General features: G+C 36.1%; 13 protein-coding genes. 1 reads left to right on the forward strand and 12 read right to left on the reverse strand.

Annotated elements, in window-relative coordinates:
• Window positions 1-53: 53 nt before the first annotated feature.
• The 12 genes from pgmB to BK585_RS21830 all read right to left on the reverse strand — a co-directional run bounded on the left by pgmB (window position 54) and on the right by BK585_RS21830 (window position 19,103).
• Complete coding sequence (gene pgmB / locus BK585_RS21775; protein ID WP_078556257.1) at window positions 54-722, reverse strand: beta-phosphoglucomutase; 669 nt, start codon at window positions 720-722, stop codon at window positions 54-56.
• Between the two features lie 71 nt (window positions 723-793).
• Entirely contained in the window at window positions 794-1,630 is an 837-nt protein-coding gene (locus BK585_RS21780) for a carbohydrate ABC transporter permease (protein WP_078556259.1), read from the reverse strand.
• Window positions 1,631-1,645: 15 nt separating this feature from the next.
• Complete coding sequence (locus BK585_RS21785) at window positions 1,646-2,575, reverse strand: carbohydrate ABC transporter permease (protein WP_245805887.1); 930 nt, start codon at window positions 2,573-2,575, stop codon at window positions 1,646-1,648.
• A 123-nt stretch (window positions 2,576-2,698) separates the two neighbouring features.
• On the reverse strand, window positions 2,699-4,015 hold the full coding sequence (locus tag BK585_RS21790; RefSeq protein ID WP_078556261.1) for an extracellular solute-binding protein: 1,317 nt from the start codon (window positions 4,013-4,015) through the stop codon (window positions 2,699-2,701).
• A 279-nt stretch (window positions 4,016-4,294) separates the two neighbouring features.
• The gene (locus BK585_RS21795) at window positions 4,295-5,164 is read right to left on the reverse strand and encodes an SDR family oxidoreductase (RefSeq protein WP_078556263.1); all 870 of its coding nucleotides are present in this window, start codon (window positions 5,162-5,164) and stop codon (window positions 4,295-4,297) included.
• A 149-nt stretch (window positions 5,165-5,313) separates the two neighbouring features.
• Complete coding sequence (glnA, locus tag BK585_RS21800) at window positions 5,314-6,666, reverse strand: type I glutamate--ammonia ligase (protein ID WP_078556265.1); 1,353 nt, start codon at window positions 6,664-6,666, stop codon at window positions 5,314-5,316.
• A 240-nt stretch (window positions 6,667-6,906) separates the two neighbouring features.
• Window positions 6,907-7,680: a LysM peptidoglycan-binding domain-containing protein gene (locus BK585_RS21805; protein ID WP_078556267.1), complete on the reverse strand. Its 774-nt coding sequence runs from the start codon at window positions 7,678-7,680 to the stop codon at window positions 6,907-6,909.
• Between the two features lie 1,006 nt (window positions 7,681-8,686).
• On the reverse strand, window positions 8,687-10,156 hold the full coding sequence (gene cshA / locus BK585_RS21810; protein WP_078556269.1) for a degradosome RNA helicase CshA: 1,470 nt from the start codon (window positions 10,154-10,156) through the stop codon (window positions 8,687-8,689).
• A 229-nt stretch (window positions 10,157-10,385) separates the two neighbouring features.
• On the reverse strand, window positions 10,386-13,412 hold the full coding sequence (locus BK585_RS21815; RefSeq protein ID WP_078556271.1) for an EAL domain-containing protein: 3,027 nt from the start codon (window positions 13,410-13,412) through the stop codon (window positions 10,386-10,388).
• A 365-nt stretch (window positions 13,413-13,777) separates the two neighbouring features.
• On the reverse strand, window positions 13,778-15,007 hold the full coding sequence (locus BK585_RS21820; protein WP_078556273.1) for an EAL and HDOD domain-containing protein: 1,230 nt from the start codon (window positions 15,005-15,007) through the stop codon (window positions 13,778-13,780).
• Window positions 15,008-15,087: 80 nt separating this feature from the next.
• Entirely contained in the window at window positions 15,088-16,419 is a 1,332-nt protein-coding gene (locus BK585_RS21825; protein ID WP_078556275.1) for an ABC transporter substrate-binding protein, read from the reverse strand.
• 2 nt (window positions 16,420-16,421) lie between these two features.
• Window positions 16,422-19,103 carry a putative bifunctional diguanylate cyclase/phosphodiesterase gene (locus tag BK585_RS21830; protein ID WP_170885681.1) on the reverse strand — a complete coding sequence of 894 codons (2,682 nt, stop codon included), beginning with the start codon at window positions 19,101-19,103 and terminating at the stop codon, window positions 16,422-16,424.
• 475 nt (window positions 19,104-19,578) lie between these two features.
• Here BK585_RS21830 and BK585_RS21835 point away from each other — a divergent pair, with 475 nt between their 5' ends.
• On the forward strand, window positions 19,579-21,255 hold the full coding sequence (locus BK585_RS21835; RefSeq protein ID WP_078556279.1) for a triple tyrosine motif-containing protein: 1,677 nt from the start codon (window positions 19,579-19,581) through the stop codon (window positions 21,253-21,255).
• Window positions 21,256-21,409: the final 154 nt, after the last annotated feature.

Consider the following 21,409-nt stretch of genomic DNA (forward strand, 5'->3'; position numbering starts at 1 on the left):
AGCCACTGCCCACCCTTTTACAAAAAAAACACACAGTTCAATTGAACTGCGTCCTATTGTTTCATATCATACCGATTGACCAATTGTTTATACGTAATTTCTTTTGTATCTTGAACATGCCAATCGGCTTGTTTCACTTCTGTATTACTCCCGATTCCAATCGAAAACATCGGTGTGCTTTTGATTGCTTTCATTCCTGCTTCGCTGTCTTCAATCGCAACACATTGTTGATATGGAACTCCTAGACGGTCAGCAGCATAAAGGATAATTTCAGGGTCAGGCTTCATCTTCTTGATTTTTTTCACATCAACAATGTAATCGAAAAAAGATTTTATCTCTAAGTTCTTGATTACTAAAAGGGCGTTTGAACTTGAAGAAGCTATGGCTAGTGGAATAGAATGTTCCTTTACATTCTGAATAAAATCATACATCCCAGGCAATACATCTTCTTTTGTTAGATTGCTGATTAGCTCTTGATAATATCTATTTTTCCTATTTCCAAGTTCTTTCTTTTCAATCTCTGAAAATGTTTGGTTACTTCCTTTGACTAGTTCCTCAATGAGTTCCATTCTACCTCTACCTTGCATTCGTTCGTTTATTTCTCTTGTAAAAGGAAGATTTACTTCATCAGCAACTCTCTTTGTCGCCTCGTAATGAAGTTCAACTGTATCCGCTATGACTCCATCTAAGTCAAAAATAACTGCACGTATGCCTTTTGTCATGAAGATTACACCTCGTCTGCAAGTAAAACTGTTTTTATATAGTTTACCATAGGCAGTCAATTGATTTGAGTTTAGTTCTTGACAGCACCTTCCGTTAACCCAGCTATAAAATGCTTACTAAAAAGAATAAACATGATGAGTATTGGGATTGTAGCGAGGAACACTCCTGCAAGAATCAACGAATGGTCTGTATTGTATACATCATTTAATGTTCGTAGTGCAATTTGGATGGTATGAACCTTATTGTCCTTTAGTACAATTAACGGCCAGAGGAAATCATTCCATTGATGAAAGAACGTAACAATGCCCAACAAGGCTAGTGCTGGTTTTATTACCGGAAGAATGATGCTAGCATAGATTCGAAAGTTTCCGCACCCATCGATTCTCGCAGATTCGATAATTTCATCAGGTATCGTTTGTATGATATATTGTCTCATCCAAAACACACCAAAGGCACTGATTAAATTAGGGATAATCACTGCTTTCAATGAATCCACCCAATTGAAACTACTAACAATCATAAACAACGGTATAATCCCCAGTTGAGGAGGAACCGCAAGTGTAAGCAAAAGTAATAGAAAGAGAAAGTTTTTTCCTTCAAACTTCAACTTAGCAAAAGCAAAGCCCGCCAAGGAACAAAAAAATAACACTCCTATAGTTACAGTACTAGCGATAATGATTGTATTAAACATAGATCCAAAGAAATCAATACGCTCAAATACTCGTTGTGCATTTTCAATAAAGTTGCGGCCTGGAATAACAGCTGGAGGAAATTTATTAACTTCTGATGTTGTATTTGATGCGATAACAAACATCCAATAAAATGGAAAAACAGATATCACAGTTGTAGCAAAAAGAAATAGATATATTAGTAGTTGCGGTATCTTTTTTTGACCAACTTCTTTCATATTTGAAACCTCCTTCTAATGGGCTGATTTTATCTTTTTAGTGATCCAGTAGTTTAAAATCGTAAACAAAATAATGATTAAGAACAAAACCCATGCTATTGCAGCTGCATATCCAAAAGAGAATCTTTGAAAGGCTTCCTGGAATAAGTAAAGCACCATTGTCAGTCCCTGGTTTTGGCCTCCGGTACCAAAAAGCAATGGCTCAGTAAAAACTTGAAGCCCGTTGATTGTTGATAACATGACCGTAAATATAATGATTGGCCTTACAGACGGAATCGTAATATAAAAAAACTGTTGCACTTTACTAGCACCATCTATCGTTGCAGCTTCATATAAATCTTTTGAAATCCCTTGTAACGCAGCTAAATAAATGACCGTGTTATACCCAACCCAACGCCACATAATCATAGAAGAAATAGCTATATGTGTCCCAACATAAGAGCCACTCCAATGAATTGGATCGAGACCAAGGAAACCAAGGACAAAGTTTATAATTCCGTAATGAGTTCCGAATATAGCCGAAAAAACTATGGCTACAGCAACGATTGAAGTGATGTTAGGCATAAATATAGCAAGCCTAAAAAACGCTTTTCCTTTTAAAAATGCTTGGTTAATGATAAACGCTAACACCAAAGCCATAAACAATTGCGGAATCGTAGAAAGTGCCCAAATGCTAAATGTATTCCCTACTGATTTCCAAAAAAGAGGGTCATCTGTAAAAATTGCAATATAGTTTTGAAACCCTATAAATTCTTTCTCCCCAAGAATACTCCATCTATGAAACGATAAATATCCTGAAAATAAGATTGGAAACACTCCAAATACAGCAAACAACATAAAAAAAGGAGATACATACAAATAACCCGAAATTCGATCTTTTATCTTTTGATTGTGCTTTCTTTTTCCCTTTGCTTTACCTGTGTGCTGCTGTAATTCAGTTTGCAAATTATTCGCCCCCCTAACTCCTTGATATCTATTTTTATCAATGATTTCTTAGCAATTGGATTTAGTTAAAAGCCTGCCACGAATTGATTTAACGTAGCAGGCAAAAAGAGGTATCCTTTGTCACTATCGATTCACTTGACGTTTTACTTCCGCTACCGCTGTTTCCCACGCTTCTTCTGGAGTTGCTTGACCATCGGCGATTGATATTAGGGCTTCTTCTACGATTTGATTAATTGGTGCCGTATGAGGCGCACGATATACATAATCTACAAGCAATGCACTTTCTGAGAAAATCGCTCCTAAGTCTTCTCGATTGAAGAATTCATCAGATAAGTTTTGCACTGCATCCGATTGATAGACGGATGGAGCAGATGGAAAGTTTCCATTACTTTCAAAGATTCTTAGTTGGTTTTCTGGTGACATTAACCACGTAATAAACTCATAGGCTTCCTTTGCATTCTCACTTTGGTCAGGAACTGTTAAGAACGAGCCCCCCCAGTTACCAGCACCTTCAGGAATTAAGGCAATGTTCCACAGACCACTTGTATCAGGAGCATCATTCTTAATATTTTGTAACATCCAAGGCGGTAAGAATACTGTCGCATAATCTCCATTAGCAAGGGCTGCTCCCCACTCGGTATCGACTCGTTGTATGTTCGCATGAATGTCTTGAGCTTTTACCGCATAATCCCATGCCTTCTTAATTTGTTCACTCTCTTCAATAATTAACGTGTTATCGTTTTCAAAATACTGCTTTTCCCCTTGTTCTCGGATAACTTGAAAAAGGTCAATAATATGGTTAAACATGGATGCGCCTGTCGTTTCTTTCACCTTTTTACCTGCTTCAAGGTAGCTATCCCACGTATTTAGTGCGGCCGACACTTCATCTGGGTTGGTAGGTAACCCTGCTTCTTCGAAAATATCAACTCGGTATGCCATTGCCATCGGACCAACGTCTGTTGGAATTCCAATTAAAAATGACTCATCTGCATTTGAAGCTTGACGCCATTTCCACTCTAAGTAATCTCCTTTTAAATCCGCTGCGCCAAAATCTAAAAGATTGGTAAAGTGTTGGCTATGTTCTTTCATTCTTTCTAAATAACCTTCGTCAACAGCAGCGATATCAGGTGCCCCTGAACCAGCGGCTAAACTCGTAATAAGATTTTGGTGATTATCATGGTACTCCGCTTCTTGAATTGTGATTTTAATATTTGGATGTTGTTCCTCATACTCTTTTGCTAACTCAGAAAAGCCCATTCCAGGCCATAACCACATTGTCAACTCTACATCCTCACCTGTTGTTTCCTTGTTCTCTTGACTTTCGTTCTTTTTGTTTTCTTGTGGGCTACTGTTGTTTTCTGTTGACGAGCAAGCAATTAACCCACTAATGACTACTGCAATGAACATCATCAGAAACATACTCTTTACTGCCTTTTTCATTTCATCGCTCCCTTTCTTATATTTTTTCTGTATCTTTCCCCCAAAAGATAACACCGTTAAAAATGAGTGTAAACGCTTTAAAAATCTATCGTCTTGTCATAAAACAACAAAAAACGACAAACTCATGGAAATTTGTCGTTTCTATTAAACACTTGATGTTATTGGTTTTTTTCATGTTACATTATTTCCTACATATTCGCTTAACAAAAGAAAAGTAACACCCGTACAATAAAAATACAATACATTTTTCAAAACATATTTACACCTTTTTTCAGTCAATTAACCGTTAATTATTTCTCCCCCATTTAGGTGGAGCATTTGACCGGTCATGTAGGAGGAGTCATCACAAGCTAGATAAACATAGGCAGCCGCTAATTCTTCTGGCTGTCCAGCTCTCTTCATCGGGGTACTTGTACCGAATTTTTCTACTGTTTTCGCGTCAAATGTTGAAGGAATTAACGGCGTCCAAATAGGACCTGGAGCAACCCCATTCACACGAATTCCTTTATCAACTAACGACAGCGCCAAAGAACGAGTAAATGTAGTAACGGCTCCTTTCGTTGATGAATAATCCAATAATTCTTTATGACCCTTATAAGCTGTAATTGACGATGTGTTTATGATTGTGCACCCTTGCGTGAAGTGAGGCAACACTGCTTTTGTTAAATAAAACATTGAAAAAATATTCGTTCTAAATGTGTTTTCTAATTGTTCTGCTGTAATATCTTCTATTTTCTTTTGTGGATGTTGTTCAGCTGCATTGTTTACGAGTACATCTATTTTTGAAAAAGCTGATACCACATTTTCTACGGCTTGTTGACAAAATGATTCATCACCAATGTCTCCTTTTACAAGTAAACATTGCACACCTTCTTCTTCCACTTGTTTCTTCGTTTCTTCTGCATCTGATTGTTCACTTAAATAACTAATTGCCACGTTCGCTCCTTCTTTAGCAAAGGCAATGGCAACAGCCCTTCCAATTCCACTATCTCCACCTGTAATCAAAGCAACTTTTCCGTTTAGCTTTCCACTACCTTTATAATCTTGGTCTTCTGCTATTGGTTTTGGATTCATGTCAGACTCAATTCCAGGCTGCTGGTTTTGGTGTTGTGCTGGTTGTCCAGCTGGATAATTTATTTCCTTAGACATTGTACCCCTCCTATGTAGTTCTAGCTTTACTGTTTACTTTTCTTAAATCAATTATTCTTAAAGTAGAGAAGAGGGTTAACTACATTTAGCTAAAAAAGTGACCAAAAAAGCCGCTGCTATAAGCAACGACTTCTTTAAGTCTTATCATTTTAGAACTTCGTTTGGTATGCGTCAACTTCCCAACCGTGAACAGTTGTACGGAAGCTATCCCATTCTTTACGTTTTAATGCAACGTACTCACCAAATACGTGCTCACCAAGAGTTTCTTTACCGATACGTCCTTCTTCAAATTCAGCAATCGCAGCTGCTAAGCTATCTGGAAGATTTTCAATACCGCGCTCTTGTAATTCCGCAGCATCCATGCTGAAGATATCATCGATTACTTCAACTGGAGGCGTTAATTCCTTGTTTACTCCATCAAGACCAGCTGCTGCAATGATTCCATATGCTAAATAAGGGTTTGCAGATGGGTCTGGACAACGAATTTCAACTCGAGTTCCTGCTCCACGAGTAGCTGGAATACGAATTAATGCTGAACGGTTAGATGCAGACCATGCAATATAACAAGGTGCTTCATAACCAGGCACTAAACGCTTATAAGAGTTTACTAGTGGGTTCGTTACTGCAACAAAGCTCTTTACGTTATCAATTAAACCAGCGATGAACTGGTATGCTTTTTGAGATAATTGTCTTTCATCACTTGGATCAAAGAATGTGTTTTCTTGTTTTTCAATATCAAATAGTGAAATGTTAACGTGCATTCCGCTTCCGTTTTCACCTTGAATTGGTTTAGGCATGAATGATGCATGGTATCCAAATTGCTTCGCTACCGTTTTTACAACCCATTTATAAGTTGTAGCTAAATCAGCAGCACCTAAAGCATCCGCATATTTAAAGTTAATCTCATGCTGTCCTTTTGCCACTTCATGGTGAGATGCTTCAATTGTAAAGCCCATTTCTTTTAACGTACGATAGATTGCTAGACGTACTTTTTCACCATAATCATGTGGAGATGGTTCGAAATATCCACCAAAATCTTGTGTTTGTAACGTCGGACGGCCTGTTTCGTCAGTTTCAAATAAGAAGAACTCCAACTCAGGACCTACGCTAATTTCATATCCTTGTTCTTTAGCTTTATCAACGGTTTTTTTTAGAACGTTACGAGGGTCTCCTTCAAAATCGGAGCCATCTGGATTTTTTACACTACATAAGAAACGGGCTTCTGAATACCCTTCTTCTACAGACCATGGAAGTACTGCAAATGTGCTTAAGTCTGGTTGTAAGTAAAGGTCGGATTTGTTGATTGGAGAAAACCCTGTGATAGACGATCCATCAAACATGATTTTTCCTTCTGCTACTGCATCAATTTGTCTTGTAGTTACTGTCACGTGCTTAAGTGTTCCTTCAATATCAACAAATTGTAGGTGTAAAAGCTCAACGTTCTTCGCTTCAATTGTCTCTTTAATACTCTCCAAAGTTTGTGTAGATAAAGCTGTACTCATGTTATAACACTTCCCTTTTCTTGTAAATTTAATTAACATCTCTTGTTAGTTATTAGTTTAGTAGCTTTCAGGAAGTTTTTCAACCACTCTTGTCAGATAATCTAACATACTATTTTCGCGACCTATTTCTCGTTAGATGAAACTGCGTTTTCCAGCTTTACCACTGGTAGAAGAGGGTGGGACAAACGATAAAACTACCTTTTGTCCCACCCTCTCGACCATACATATCATACTCTTTTTCTAAAAGTATTGTAAACTACCTGTTATTGAATAAATGATTTCTTTATTTGCAAAACACACAAACCAGTATGTCCCCTCACTTTCTATATGGTTGGGAGGAGCATAAGGAAGGAGCAAGCAAGCCACGCCTCTATACTCTTCTCTTTGGTCCGTTGAAGGCAAAATAATAAGGCCGGATTTGTTTTGAACCACCACACTTTCAACTAACGGGGAGGTACCAAACCACTGTTTTTCATTTGCTGTATAGTGTTGATACATTGTCAGTAGTGTATCAGAATCTGTTTGAGTTTCAACAATGGATATTTGAAAAAAACCAATTTCTCCTTCAAACTGTATCCATTCCTGCTCGTCGTTTTCCAGGGGTTCTAGCAAACCTGGGTACATAAACGTAAATCTGTTCATGTCATCATGATATTGCTCCCAATGAATAGGGATACAGAGAAGTTCTCCCACCCAAAATTGATTGACTAAGATAGGATTACTTTGCTGAAGCATTTGTACAGACGTGTCAAATTTATCCGCAATGCTTTCTAGCGTATCATTCTCACGTATACAATAACGTAACATATTCGGACCACATACTGGCTGATTGATTTGTAATGGAATTTTTAGTTGGTCACCTTTTTGAAGTTGTGCATCTTGTAGATGAGAGTTGGCCATATAAAGCATTGGTAAGGAAACATTATAAAACTGAGCAATTGAAAGCAACGTATCTCCTTCTTGAACAATGTAGTTTTGCATGCCATGTGCAAACTGAGGGGCATATGAATACATTTTATCAACTCCTTGTGCTATTTATCCTATCGTATTCGGACAACTGAAGAGACATGAGGAACAAGTATATTAACTACTATGAAAAGAAGAGGAAGTTGTCGTTCATCGAGGCGATGAACGACTCTTGGTGTACTCCAAGATGCTTTATGGGCCTTCATACAGGTGAAGAACGACTTTTAGTGCACTCTCAGATGCTTTTTGGGCTTTCATACAGGCGATGAACGACTTTTGGTGCACTCACAGATGCTTTTTGGGCTTTCATACAGGCGATGAACGACTTTTGATGAACTCTCAGATGCTTTTTGGGCTTTCATTCAGGGGATGAACGACTTTTGATGAACTCTCAGATGCTTTTTGGGCTTTCATATAAGCGATGAACGACTTTTGATGAATTCTCAGATGCTTTTTGGGCTTTCATACAGGCGATGAACGACTTTTGATGAACTCTCAGATGCTTTTTGGGCTTTCATATAGGCGATGAGAGACTTTTGGTGCACTCACAGATGCTTTTTGGGCTTTCATACAGGCGATGAACGACTTTTGATGAACTCTCAGATGCTTTTTGGGCTTTCATTCAGGGGATGAACGACTTTTGATGAACTCTCAGATGCTTTTAGGGCTTTCATATAGGCGATGAGAGACTTTTGGTGAGCGCCAGAAAACAAAAGGAGCCTTCACATCTAGGTTATAGATGTAAAAGGCTCCCTGCTTTTCTTTAAACCCTGTATCGCTTTGCTCAATGATTCGCTAAATCTCAAAAGGAAAAACACTTTTTGTCCATTGGCTTTCGCGATACGCAAAAAGCAGGAAAGTGCTCCCTGCTTTTCTTTAAACCCTGTATCGCTTCGCTCAATGGTCCGCTAAATCTCAAAAGGAAAAACACTTTTTGTCCATTGGCTTTCGCGATACGCAAAAAGCAGGAAAGTGCTCCCTGCTTTTCTTTAAACCCTGTATCGCTTCGCTCAATGGTCCGCTAAATCTCAAAAGGAAAAACACCTTTTGAGATTTAGCTCTTGTATTGTTTTTTCTTTCTTTTCGTGAATTCTTTTGGTTTTGTGTCTTTGCCTTGTGGCTTTCTTGAAGAGCGTCGGAAGTTAGACTTTTTGTCTCCGCCTCTGTCTCTTTGTTGTCCACCACCAGATTTTCCTTTTTTCGAACGTAGTGGTGCTTCCGCTGTTAATCTTACTTCTTCTGTGCTCGGTTCTTTTGTTAATAACTTAAGCGCAGCAGCAAGTAATGTCACTGAATCATTGTCTTCTAGCAATTGTTCAGCAAAACCTCTGTATGCTTTGAATTCTTTTTGTTGTACCGTTTCTAACAGTCTTTCCACGGTTAACCGTTGTTGACCTTCAATGGCTTCCGAAAATGACGGAACCGAACCTCTTGTTATCTTTCTTTTAGACACACGTTCTATCGTCTTTAAATGATCTATCTCCCTTGGCGTAACGAACGTTATCGCAAGTCCTGTTTTTCCAGCTCTTCCTGTTCGACCAATTCGGTGAACATAGCTTTCAGGATCTTGTGGAATATCAAAATTATAGACATGTGTTACTCCACTAATATCTAACCCACGTGCTGCCACATCCGTTGCAACAAGTACTTCAATTGTACCGGTTTTGAATTTACGAAGAACACTATCACGTTTAGCTTGGTTTAAATCACCGTGAATTCCTTCAGCATCGTACCCACGTTTAGACAGAGCCTCAGCTAATTCATCAACACGTCTTTTTGTACGTCCAAAAACAATTGCCAACTCAGGTGAATGAATATCTAACATTCTTGTAAGCACATCGAATTTTTGTTTCTCTGGTACTTCCAAATATTCTTGGCCTATGTTAGGAACTGTTAATTCTTTTGATTTAACAGCAATCAATTCAGGATCTTTCATAAATTTTTGTGCTAACTTTTCAATTGGTTTAGGCATTGTGGCCGAGAATAACAATGTTTGTCTTTCAGGTGGGATTTCTTTTAAAATTGTTTCAATATCTTCAATAAAGCCCATTGTTAACATTTCGTCAGCTTCATCTAAGACAGCTATTTTGATATCGTTTAGACGAATTGTTTTTCTTCTCATGTGGTCCATAAAACGTCCAGGAGTAGCTACGATAACATGTGGCCTTCTCTGAAGTGCTTTTATTTGACGACGAATATCTTGTCCTCCGTAAATCGGTAATGTGCGTACGCCTTTATTATGACCAAGCTTATTCAGTTCTTCTGCTACCTGTACGGCCAACTCACGAGTTGGAGCTAAGACAACACCTTGAGTTTTATCCTCGTCTATGTTAACCATTTGGAGCAGTGGAATTCCAAATGCAGCTGTTTTACCAGTACCCGTTTGAGCTTGTCCTATAATATCTTTTCCTTTTAACGCAGCAGGAATTGTTTGTTCTTGGACAGGAGTCGCTTCCTCAAATCCCATGTCCGTTACTGCTTTAACAATCTTGTGATCTAAATTTAATTCGTAAAATGTAGTCAACTACGACCATCTCCTTCATTACTTACTCTATATATAAAAATGCCCTAAAAAAAATACCAATATTCAAGATTGAATTTGGTAAACATTGTGTCTTATTTTTTTATTGCAAACCTTATCATACCACTTACACGCAATAGAGGCAATCTTTTCTAATAACTTCGTTACGATTTATAAACAAAGAGGCCTGACAAAAGGGGAATTTCCCCTTTTACTCAGCCCTCTTTTTATGTTATGCTGGCGAGCACTCTACTTCTAATAAGGATTGTTCAATTTGCTTTGCTGGCAAAGGCTTGCTCTTAAGATAGCCTTGGTACATATCACAACCCTGCTCTAATAACTGGTTTAATTGTTTTGTTGTTTCTACACCTTCAGCGACATTTTTTAGTCGAATTGAGTGAGACATATCAATAATCGCCTTCACAATGGCTGCAACGTCATTATCTAGAACCATATCATTAATAAAAACTTTATCAATTTTTACCATATTAAGTGGCAGACGTTTCAAAAGCATCAAAGAAGAAAATCCTGTTCCAAAATCATCTAAAGATACTTTCACTCCGAAACTCTTCAATTCCTCTAACGTTTTTATACTGTATTCGATATCACCAATCGCTACACTTTCGGTAATTTCTAAACATAGAAGCTGCGGATCTATGTTAGCCTTCCTCAATTCTTCCAATATCCGTTCTGCGAAATCAACTTGTTTGAATTGTCTTCCAGAAATATTAACTGACATTTGAATTGGATTATAACCTTTATCCTTCCATTTTCTCATTTGCGAACAAGCCTCTTGTACGACCCAGTTTCCAATAGGAATAATTAATCCCGTTTCTTCAGCTAAAGGTATGAATTGTTGAGGACTAATTAATCCAAGTTCCGGTGAATCCCAACGAATTAACGCTTCCAATCCCGTTAACTTTCCTGTTTCTAAATTCACTTGAGGCTGGTAATACAACTTAAATTGATTATGCTTAATCGCTTTTCGCAAATAATTTTCAATCGTAACACGGTCATAGACGAGGTCCTTCATCGTAGGAGCAAAAAGTTCATACTGGTCTCCGCCATCATTTTTAGCTCGGTACATTGCAATGTCTGCACTTTTAATCAACGTATTTGCATCTTTCCCATCATTCGGATAAATACTAATACCAAGGCTTCCTGTAACAATGACTTCATAACTTTCAATCGCAAACGGTTTTTGTAAGACTTGAAGAATATTATCGCCTAGGTCATATACATCTTGGTCATTTTGAAAAGTAGGCAACAGGAAGATAAATTCGTCCCCACCAAGCCTTGAAATTGTTACATTTTCAGATGTGACCCTTTTTATTTTATCTGTTACATCACATAATAGCTGGTCACCCATTTGATGCCCAAATGTATCATTAATATTTTTAAAACGGTCTAAATCCAAAAGAAGTACAGCTAATTTCTCTTTAGATTCCTTTGCCTCATGTAGAGCCGATTCTAGTTGTTCGTAAAAATACGAACGGTTTACTAACCCAGTTAAAGGGTCATGATATGCCAAAAAAGAAATTTGTTCTTCTTTTTCTTTTCTCTCGGTAATATCACGTATCGAACCAACCACTCTTTTTGGGTTACCATCTTCTCCGAACACAATTTCACCGACACAATATAACCAAATATAAGAACTTCCCTTTTTTGCTTGATACTCTATTTCAAATGTATTATTGTTCTCAGATATTAAAACATCCCACAATCGGTGAATCTTATCGACTCCTTCAGGGGATATCTTATCAAGTATATACGTAATAGGTGCTTCACTTATATTTTTTTCAATGTTTAAAATATTATTAAATCTACTATTCCATTTTATGGTCTGTGTTAAGATATTAATTTCCCATACTCCATCATTTACAGTTCGGGAAACAATTTCAAGTTGTTCCGCCGTTTGACGATACCTGTTTTCTTGCTCCTTTTTCTCTTCATTCATTGCTTCTCGTTCAATGGCTGATGCCAAAATATTAAAAGAGTGAGTCATCGTTCCACTATAGTCATACCATAACCCGATTCGATCAACTGGACCTATTAAAGCAAGCACCCCCCAATCACGTGTTTCGGTACGAATTGGATGAAGTGTAACGATATCATTTACATTTGTAAAGCTAGAGTCCAATAACGCACTTACAGGTGGAAAATCTTCCACACGGAATGTTTGATTTAACGGAGAAACGATATCGTCTGGATTATTATAAACTTGTTCAACGACTAACTCATTTTTTTGATCTTCTCGAGACCACAGCCCAAGACAACCCCACTTAATATTTGTAGAGTTAAGCCATTCTAGCGACTTTATTTCTTCTAGATTAGCTTTAATTAACTTTTCACTAATATCCATATTTACTTGTATTATATTTTCAAGATGCCGTATGGTATTAACTCTATCGAAATCATCCTCTATCATTTCGTGTTTACAACCACATGATTTTCGAATTGCTAGATTAGGCGATACGTACACGTTTGTAAATGGAACATCCTCTTCCAATTGTTCTAACACCTTAACTACTGCGGCATTAGCAATTTCCTCTAATGGAGCATGAACAGTTGTTAGCGGTGGATTGCAAGTCCTAGCATGAGGAAGATCGTCAAATCCTACTACTGCAATGTCCTCTGGAATTCGTATTCCACCCTGTTGAAACTGTTCCATTAACCCAATAGCAGTAGCATCACAGCCTCCGATTATGGCTGTAAATTCAATTCCTTTTTTCATTATTTTTTGAGCACTCTTACGACCATATTTTTTTATATTGTCTTTTACTGAAAATACCAAACTTGGGTTAAGGGGAATATTGTTTTCTTCTAGCGCTTTTTTATATCCTAAGAACCTAGAATACACATCTTGGTTTTCTAACCAACCGGTAAAAGCGATTTGTTTATGGTTATGTTCTTTTATTAAATGTGTAACCGCAGCATACGTTCCATTTAAATTATCGGTACGTATAACGGTTGTCTCATTTTTATCTGCATTAGATGAAATATAAACAATCGGTTTCCCTGTTTCCTTTAGCCGCTCTAAAAATTCACTATTAATGGCGTCTACTAACACAATCCAACCATCCACTTGATCGAAGGCTAGGGGCGTGACATATTCTTGTTTTTCCGTACGATGTGTTTGAATGGCAATGCTACGCCCTCCCACTTTTTGAACGGAACGGTGTATACCATCTAAAATTACGGTATGGTAGCTGCTGTTAAGAAATTGAGATAACACACCTATTGTAATCACTTTCTTCATTTGCTCTCCTCCTTGAATCAACTAGTTGGAATGGTTAAAATGTAGACTTATAGTTATTTTATCCTATTATAAACTACTTTTAAATTGAAACATAGTACCTACTAAAGAAAGGATTTTTCCTGTATAGATTAATTTAGAAAAGTTGTTACTATCCCCTGTACAATGGCCTAGTCAACGTCTTTACTGTGAGGATATCGCCTTTAACAGCCGTTCAATTATACGATTACTATATATATCGGCTGTTGTGATAAGTCTTTCAAACTCCGATACTTAAGTCTCGTACAATCAATGAAAAAATCGGAAAAGAATGAAGCATACTAAAAGAGGCCTGAACAAAAGTTTGTTATCCTTTTGTTCAGACCTTCTTATTCAACGACAAATAAATTTTTTGACCAATTAATTGAGTTTGCATGAATTTCAAATGCATTTTCTTTTGTGATGCCAATTCTACTGGTTATTCTATCAATGTCTTCCCACTTAGCCTGTTCAATTGCTATTGTTAAGTCCAATATATCTTTATGATGGTTTTGTTTTCCTAACAAAGCATCTAATATTTCTTTTTCTAATGGAAGAGACTTCATTACAGTTTCAATTGGTACTTGGAGAAGACTATCAATTAAAGAAAACATCCCTGTTAAGAAATAGCTTGAATGCTCATGTGATTTCCCAACATTCATCGCGATTAGTTCGCTTCCTTTGGCACGTATGAACGACATTTTAATGATCTCCTTCGGTGCCTTGAAATGACTGTTATTCGACTGACTTAAAGAAAGAAAGTAAATCCACTTTTTAATTTCATTTAACCCAAGTAAAACAATCGCTTGCTTTAACGATTTTATTTTGTGTGCCGTTCTAGCAGAAGAGTTTATTAATCTTAATAACTTATAAGATAGAGAAACATCCTTCTCAATCGCTTGTGTAATTAGATCAATATTTGGTTCTTCTTTGGATAGTTCGGTTAGGATATTTAAAAAAACGCCGTTAAATACAGGTACGTCTGTACTAGATATAATGACCGGCTTGCTAAAATAATAACCTTGAAAGTACATATAGCCCTCATTCACGCACTGCTCATACACTTCTCTTGTTTCGACCTTCTCAGCTAATAATTTTACATTGAATGGTTTTAAAAATTCGAGTATCTTTTTTTGTGTTTGTCTTGGAGTGTTTAGGATATCGACTTTAACAATATCAATATATTTAAGAATTTCTACTAAATTCAAGTCATCTTCCAGTAAAATAAAATCATCCAAAGCAATTTGATATCCCTTTTTACTTAGTTTTTTACAGATTTCTATGACTTCAGATGTTAATTTTACCGTTTCTAGAATTTCAACGACAACCTTATCAGGAGATAGGTGGGACGGAAATTCTTTTTTTAAAATGTTTTCAGTGAAATTAATAAAGCAAAGCTTTCCTTCAGATAGCTGTTCAATTCCGATATTAAAAAAGCTATTTATAATTACATCAGAAGTAGCAGCATCACCACTAACAGGTTGAGCGTTAGGCCCATCATCGCCTCGATATAATAACTCATAAGCATAAATCTCATGATTTTTATTTAAGATGGGCTGCCTCGCTACAAAAACATCCAATACATTCCACTCCTTAAGTACTCCACTGTTTTTACTATTTTACCCTAACAATGGATTACTTGGGAATACTTATCTCAACCCTACTGACTATTATTTTTACTTTCAAGCAATATTTCTCTTACACGTCCATGCTGGTTTTCAATATCTTCTTTTGTTCTTTTTATAATTTCATCTCCACTTATATTCCATTGAATTCCTTTTTCAAAATTATCACTCCATATTTTTTCTGCATCTTTGTCTAATGGGGTAATAATGTGTTCTTTCGTCTTGTAAATCAAATCTTCATAGTATTGTCGGGGCTGTTGCCCACCTAAATAATAATTAGGTGTAGAGCGTGCCCTCTCATTTCCTCGTGAAGGCAAATATCCTGGTACAGATACAATGTAATCTTCACCCCCAGTAAGCTCTATTGAATAAAATTTAATAAACTCCCAGGCTGCTTTTTTATTTTCACTGGCAAGGGGTATTGACATAATGGCACTGTTCGACCACCCGTAAATATTAAAAGGTAGTCTGGTTACTCTCCATTTACCCTTTTGATCGGGAACCCATGATTTTAATAAATCTGAACCCCACGTTCCTAGGAAAAGCATGACTAACTCATCGTTTTTTATCGGTTCCTGATCTAACCAAATGTCTATTCCTAACGTTAAACTATCGTGCCTAACAAGTCTAGCTAGTTCAATCATTTGTTCATATTCTGGAGTATTCCTCATAAAGTTTAAATCTTCATCAAAAATCGCTGTCCCAGTATCATATATTTCTCTAATGTTATTTGGCCACTGAATCAAATATTTCGAGTCCTTCTTTAATTCATTAGCCATTGTCAACCAATTCGTTGGGTCCTCCATATAATTACCTAATTCTTCTGGATCTGACGGAAATCCATACTCTTCCATGATATCTGCTCGATAAAAAGTAACATGCGGTGCTGTATTTACTGGAAACCCAACCATTTTCTTTCGGTCAAAGGATTGACCAACATTCCAAAGTGATTCTGAGAAATTCTGTTGATAGTCTCCCATTGAAAACGGTTCTTCTAACAAATCTTGAAAAATTTCTATTGAATTAAACTCACCAAAATGGGGACTATCAATAAACATTATATCTGGCCCCTCACCATTTACAAGCGCTTCAAAATAGACATTATGATAATTTTCATAGTCTAACATTTCTAATTCAAATTTAATATTTGGATATTTCACTCGAAATAGTTGGAAAGCTTCTTCAAGTCCAGCTTCATAATAAGACCATACCTTAATAGTAATTTCATCTTTGAATAGATTAACGTCCGCTTCCGTTTCAACTTCACCTTCAACAGGCTTAGCTGGTTGTTCATCCACCCACTCACCTTGATTGCAACCAACCAAAACAAGGAGGAAAACAAAGAAAAGAAATTTAACTTTGATCATGCTTATTTCACTCCTTTGTATGTTACATCATGTTTCAGCATATTCCAAAAGTCTTCTTTAGACAATGGTTTACTAAAGTAATAGCCTTGAATTTCATCACAATTCACTTGCTGTAGAAACTCATACTCTACATTTGTTTCTACACCTTCCGCTACTACATTTAATCCCAGGCTATGAGCTAACTCTACAATAACTTTTACCATCGAAGCCTTTTTCTTATTCTCATCTATACTTCGAATGAACTCTCGGTCCAGTTTCACTTCATTAATCGGAAGTTGGAGTAGATGATTTAACGAAGAATATCCGATTCCAAAATCATCAATGGAAACTTGAACACCTAAATTGTGTATTCTCTCAATGATTTTAACTACTTCATCCATGTTTTTTATTAAAATACTTTCTGTTATTTCAATTTGCAAATACTTCGGTTCTAGACCAGACGAATCAATGGCACTTTGAATCATCCCAACAATATTATCTTGATAGAAATGTTTTGCCGACAGATTAACAGAAACAGGTATTTTTTTTGCACCTTGATTTTGCCAAACTTTATTTTGCCTACATGCTTCATGAATACCCCAATTATCAATATCGATAATGATTCCAGATTCCTCTGCAATTGGAATAAACATAGCTGGGGAAATTGCGCCTAACTGCGGATGACTCCACCGCATTAATGCTTCCATACTTGTAACTTCTCTTGTAGCCGAGTCTATCTTTGGCTGATAATAAAGCTCAAACTGATTTTCATCAAGAGCTTCTCTTAACCCGTTATTGATGACCATTCGTTCTGAGAATTCTTTTTTCATGCTGTCATCAAAGAACTGTACTTGATTTCCACCATTTTCTTTAGAGTTGTACATTGCCATATCTGCATATTTAACTAATGTATCTATATCTGTACCATTGTCTGGAAATATACTTACACCTATACTCCCACTAACATATAATGGAGAACCATTTAAGATAACTGGCTCCGAAAAGATATCTGTGATTTCTCTACATGATAATTTAATTTCTTCAATCGTTAGTTGTTTTGCGACAAATACAAATTCGTCACCACCTAACCGAAAAACTTCCATACGTTCATTCTTTAAACTTGAAAATCTCTCTGCAACCAACTTCAATAATTGGTCTCCCGAAGAGTGTCCTAATGTGTCGTTAATTTGTTTAAACTGGTTCATATCAACAAACACAACAGCTATTTTTTCTTCTTCCTTATACTCATTTTCCAACAAAATCTTTAAATGTTGCTGAAAGTGAAGTCGGTTAGGTAACTCCGTAAGTACATCGTAATATGCTAGTTTATGCAGTTCTTCTTCTGATTTTTTCAGCTTATTAGCTTGTTCTTCTAATTCTTGATTCATTGAGTAACTATCTTCAAAAAGTTGTTTTAGGTTTTCTGACATATGTTGAAAGTTAGTAATCAAAGACTTCATTTCAACTAAATGACTATTAGGCCACTCCACCAGTTCCATTTGTTTTAGCTTTTTTGGTAATCCTGTTGTCGTTTCAGCTAGATGACTTATCGTTCTTACTAATATCCTGTTCATGACAACAGCAAATACAACTGCCGCAACAGCAAAAAGCAAAAGAAAGCGGAATTGATCCATAAAATGCCCAAAAACGGTGGATTGATAAACAGAAATAGGAAATAGTACATTTACTATTACTTGTGGTGAATCTAGTTTTTTTTCATAAATATAATAGCCTTTTGACCACGTGTTTATTGATAAAAAGCTTAAATCATTTTTTGGCAATGATTGGTAAAAGTTATCATCGACCAGTTGATTTTCATTTACTTCTTTCCAGTGAAATGAACTTCGTGGTTCTAACTCCATCTCCCCAGATGCAGAAATGACATTATAGTCATAGTCTAACACTACGATTTCATATGATTCTTCAAAGCTTAACCTATTTATAAAATCTTCTAGTAAACCCGTTTGAATAAGACCGAACAACTCCAATTTATGTTTTTCACCAATTGCCCATCCACTCAGTTCTCCACCAACTCGGTTTGCATTATTTAAAGAGGTTGAGATCGCTTGACTTCGGTTTGTTTCATACATGTTCCAACTATTTATCCCGACATTTAATATGAATGGGAAAATAACAGCAACCACAAGCAAGTGAAAAAGAATTTGATGTGAAGAAATTAGAAATTCTCTAAGACCTATTTTCTTATTAAGAAAGTAGGAAAATGGGAAGTAGGTCAAAATAATGTCGGCAATTAAAGCATTTAATAATCCGTTTGTAACTAATACCGTGACTTGAAAATACATAGAACTATTTATTGTATCGAACGTCTGACAATAAGCTATTACAAAGAGTGGAATCCCCAAGGATAACCAAAAGAATAAATCCCAAAGTACCAAGTTTCCTCTTTTTTTATATAACCCAATCAAACCAATAAACAAGACTTCTAGAAGGACAAGAGCATCCATCATTGCTTGTCCAAAGAAAAATACGGATACTAAATGAATCGCAACTGCTGTACTTACTCCTATTCTAAGTCCAAATAACCTGACAATAACCAATAAAAATATACTTGAAAATACGATTGTTACACCATACACAAAATGGAAATTGTTAACTTTTAAGATAAAAGCAAATGCAACAAGAATAACATATATAAAAAGCTTATGGGTCTCTAGGATAGGGACTTTATTTGCTTTTAGATTCAAGAAATTCATCCCCTCATTCATGTGTCATACTTTATTAACCAAGCTGAATTTTTTTATAATCTACTCTATTAAAATTTCCTATTACCAATTATATTACTATATACCTTTAATTAAAAGGTAATATAACAAAAAAGTCGAAAAAACTCAATTAAAGCAGATACTTAATCCTACTAAAATCCCATTTTTTAGAAATAAAACCCTTCAAATTACACCAAATTGGATTTTTTCGATGTTGGTGTGAACATACAAAAACTATAGCCAAATAAGTGTAACCTCTTACTCTTCTTTATCGACATACCATATAGAATACTTCATTACCGTTTGTTTATCTATAAAAGTTTATACAAGTTCATTAATAGGTCTAACTACGTCGAAAGATTCCTAGGATTCGACTCCATTTTTTTACAAGTTTTTTAGAGTGTACTAGTTATACTCTTTATGTACCTAGGTAAAATTTTCAAGGAGGTGGGGTACAATGAAAAAAATAGCTATTATTTTATTTTTGCTTGTTTCCTATTTTATTGGCGCTGGTTTCAGTGAAGCTAATAGCACTGGACAGCTACTTATCATTAACAAAACGAATAATCAAATGGCTTTTTATTCAGACGGAAAGTTGGTTCGCACATTTAATGTAGCTACTGGACGAGAGGCTGGATTTACACCTGAAGGTACTTTTAAAGTTGTAAACAAGATAAAAAATCGACCCTATTATAAAGAAAACATTGCTGGTGGAGATCCTAAAAATCCATTAGGTGATCGTTGGTTAGGGATAAATGCTCGTGGAACTTATGGAACAACCTATGCTATACACGGCAACAACAACCCAAGTTCAATAGGAACTTATGCAAGTGCAGGCTGTATTCGAATGTACAATGAAGAAGTAAGGTGGCTATATGACCAAGTTGCCCTTCATACACCAGTTGTGATATTACATTCTAAACAATCATTTGATACAATAGCCACTAATCATGGATACGGACTGAAAAGTAAAATTGGCAGTGTAACAGTCAATAAAACTAGTCCCCAGCCTACCAATACATCTGTTACAATCACTGCGAAAACGGTTAGTGGCATAAACACAAGGTATAAATATCTTATTTATGATGGAGGCAAATGGAAGACCCTTTCAAACTTCACAAGTAAAAACCAAATCACTTGGAAACCTCAAAAAGCAGGTAGCTATAAAATAAAAGTCCAAGTGAAAAACAAAAACGGTTCTGGTGTAGAAGATGAAAAGGTAATAAGTTATAAGGTTTTCAAACCAGCATCCATTAGTTCAGTTTCTGTAAATAAATCAAGTCCACAAGTAACAAACACATCCGTAACAGTATCAGCAAAATCGAATGATAATAAGAACAATCGGTTTAAATTTTCAATTTACGACGGTAATAAATGGAAAACCATTCAAAAATACTCTGAAGTAAGCAAAATCACTTGGAAGCCAACAAAAGCTGGGACATATAAAATTAAAGTCGAAGCAAAACATAAAAGTTCTGCAAAAAAAGCAGATCATGAAAAAATAATTACTTTTAAGGTGTATAATCCAGCTACTGTTTCTTCGTTAAAAACTAATAAAAAAGGGCCTCAACCTACACAAACAACTATACAAATTGAAGCCAACTCAAATGACAACGCAAATAATAGCTTTAAATTTATGGTTCATAACGGCGAAAAGTGGAAAACGATTCAAGATTATTCAAAGAGTAAAATGGTTAACTGGACCCCTTCCTCTCCGGGAAATTACAAAGTTAAAGTACTTGTTAAACATAAATACTCAACAAAAAAACATGATAGCGTGAAGGAAATCAATTATACGATATTTGCTCCAGCTACTATACAAGAGATCACAACAGACAAAAGCAGCCCACAAACAGCTAATAGTGAGATAACAATAAACGCTCTCTCCAATGATAAGAAAAACCATCTTTATAAGTTTTCCATATATGACGGTCATGGATGGGTTACGTTACAAGATTATTCTTCAAAATCTAGCTTGGTTTGGACTCCATCTAACCATGGTACTTTTAAAATAAAGGTAGATGTTAAACATAAACATTCGAAGAAAAAAGCAGATGATAGTAAAGAATTGCCGTTTGTAATCCACCAATCTGTTTCTATTCTAGGGATTACACAGAACACACGCGATGAATAGGTTTGACTACACGTAACGTTTCTCTCATAATACATTGCATAAAAAAATAGGAACCGGGACAAAAGGTTACATTATGTAGCCACTGAAAAAGTTAAAAACAGACTTTTTCAGCGCCCTCTGCATTATACCTATTGTCCCGGCCCGTAAGCGCGTA

The sequence above is a fragment of the Bacillus alkalicellulosilyticus genome (assembly GCF_002019795.1).
GTDB classification, from domain to species: Bacteria; Bacillota; Bacilli; order Bacillales; family Bacillaceae_F; genus Bacillus_AO; species Bacillus_AO alkalicellulosilyticum.

Bases quoted from the DNA above. Each gene is read 5' to 3' on its own strand.
- BK585_RS21805 (WP_078556267.1), bottom strand. From the start codon at position 7,680: ATGTATTCATATGCCCCTCAGTTTGCACATGGCATGCAAAACTACATT.
- BK585_RS21780 (WP_078556259.1), bottom strand. From the start codon at position 1,630: ATGAAAGAAGTTGGTCAAAAAAAGATACCGCAACTACTAATATATCTA.
- BK585_RS21815 (WP_078556271.1), bottom strand. From the start codon at position 13,412: ATGAAGAAAGTGATTACAATAGGTGTGTTATCTCAATTTCTTAACAGC.
- glnA (WP_078556265.1), bottom strand. From the start codon at position 6,666: ATGAGTACAGCTTTATCTACACAAACTTTGGAGAGTATTAAAGAGACA.
- BK585_RS21790 (WP_078556261.1), bottom strand. From the start codon at position 4,015: ATGAAAAAGGCAGTAAAGAGTATGTTTCTGATGATGTTCATTGCAGTA.
- BK585_RS21825 (WP_078556275.1), bottom strand. From the start codon at position 16,419: ATGATCAAAGTTAAATTTCTTTTCTTTGTTTTCCTCCTTGTTTTGGTT.
- BK585_RS21795 (WP_078556263.1), bottom strand. From the start codon at position 5,164: ATGTCTAAGGAAATAAATTATCCAGCTGGACAACCAGCACAACACCAA.
- pgmB (WP_078556257.1), bottom strand. From the start codon at position 722: ATGACAAAAGGCATACGTGCAGTTATTTTTGACTTAGATGGAGTCATA.
- BK585_RS21835 (WP_078556279.1), top strand. From the start codon at position 19,579: ATGAAAAAAATAGCTATTATTTTATTTTTGCTTGTTTCCTATTTTATT.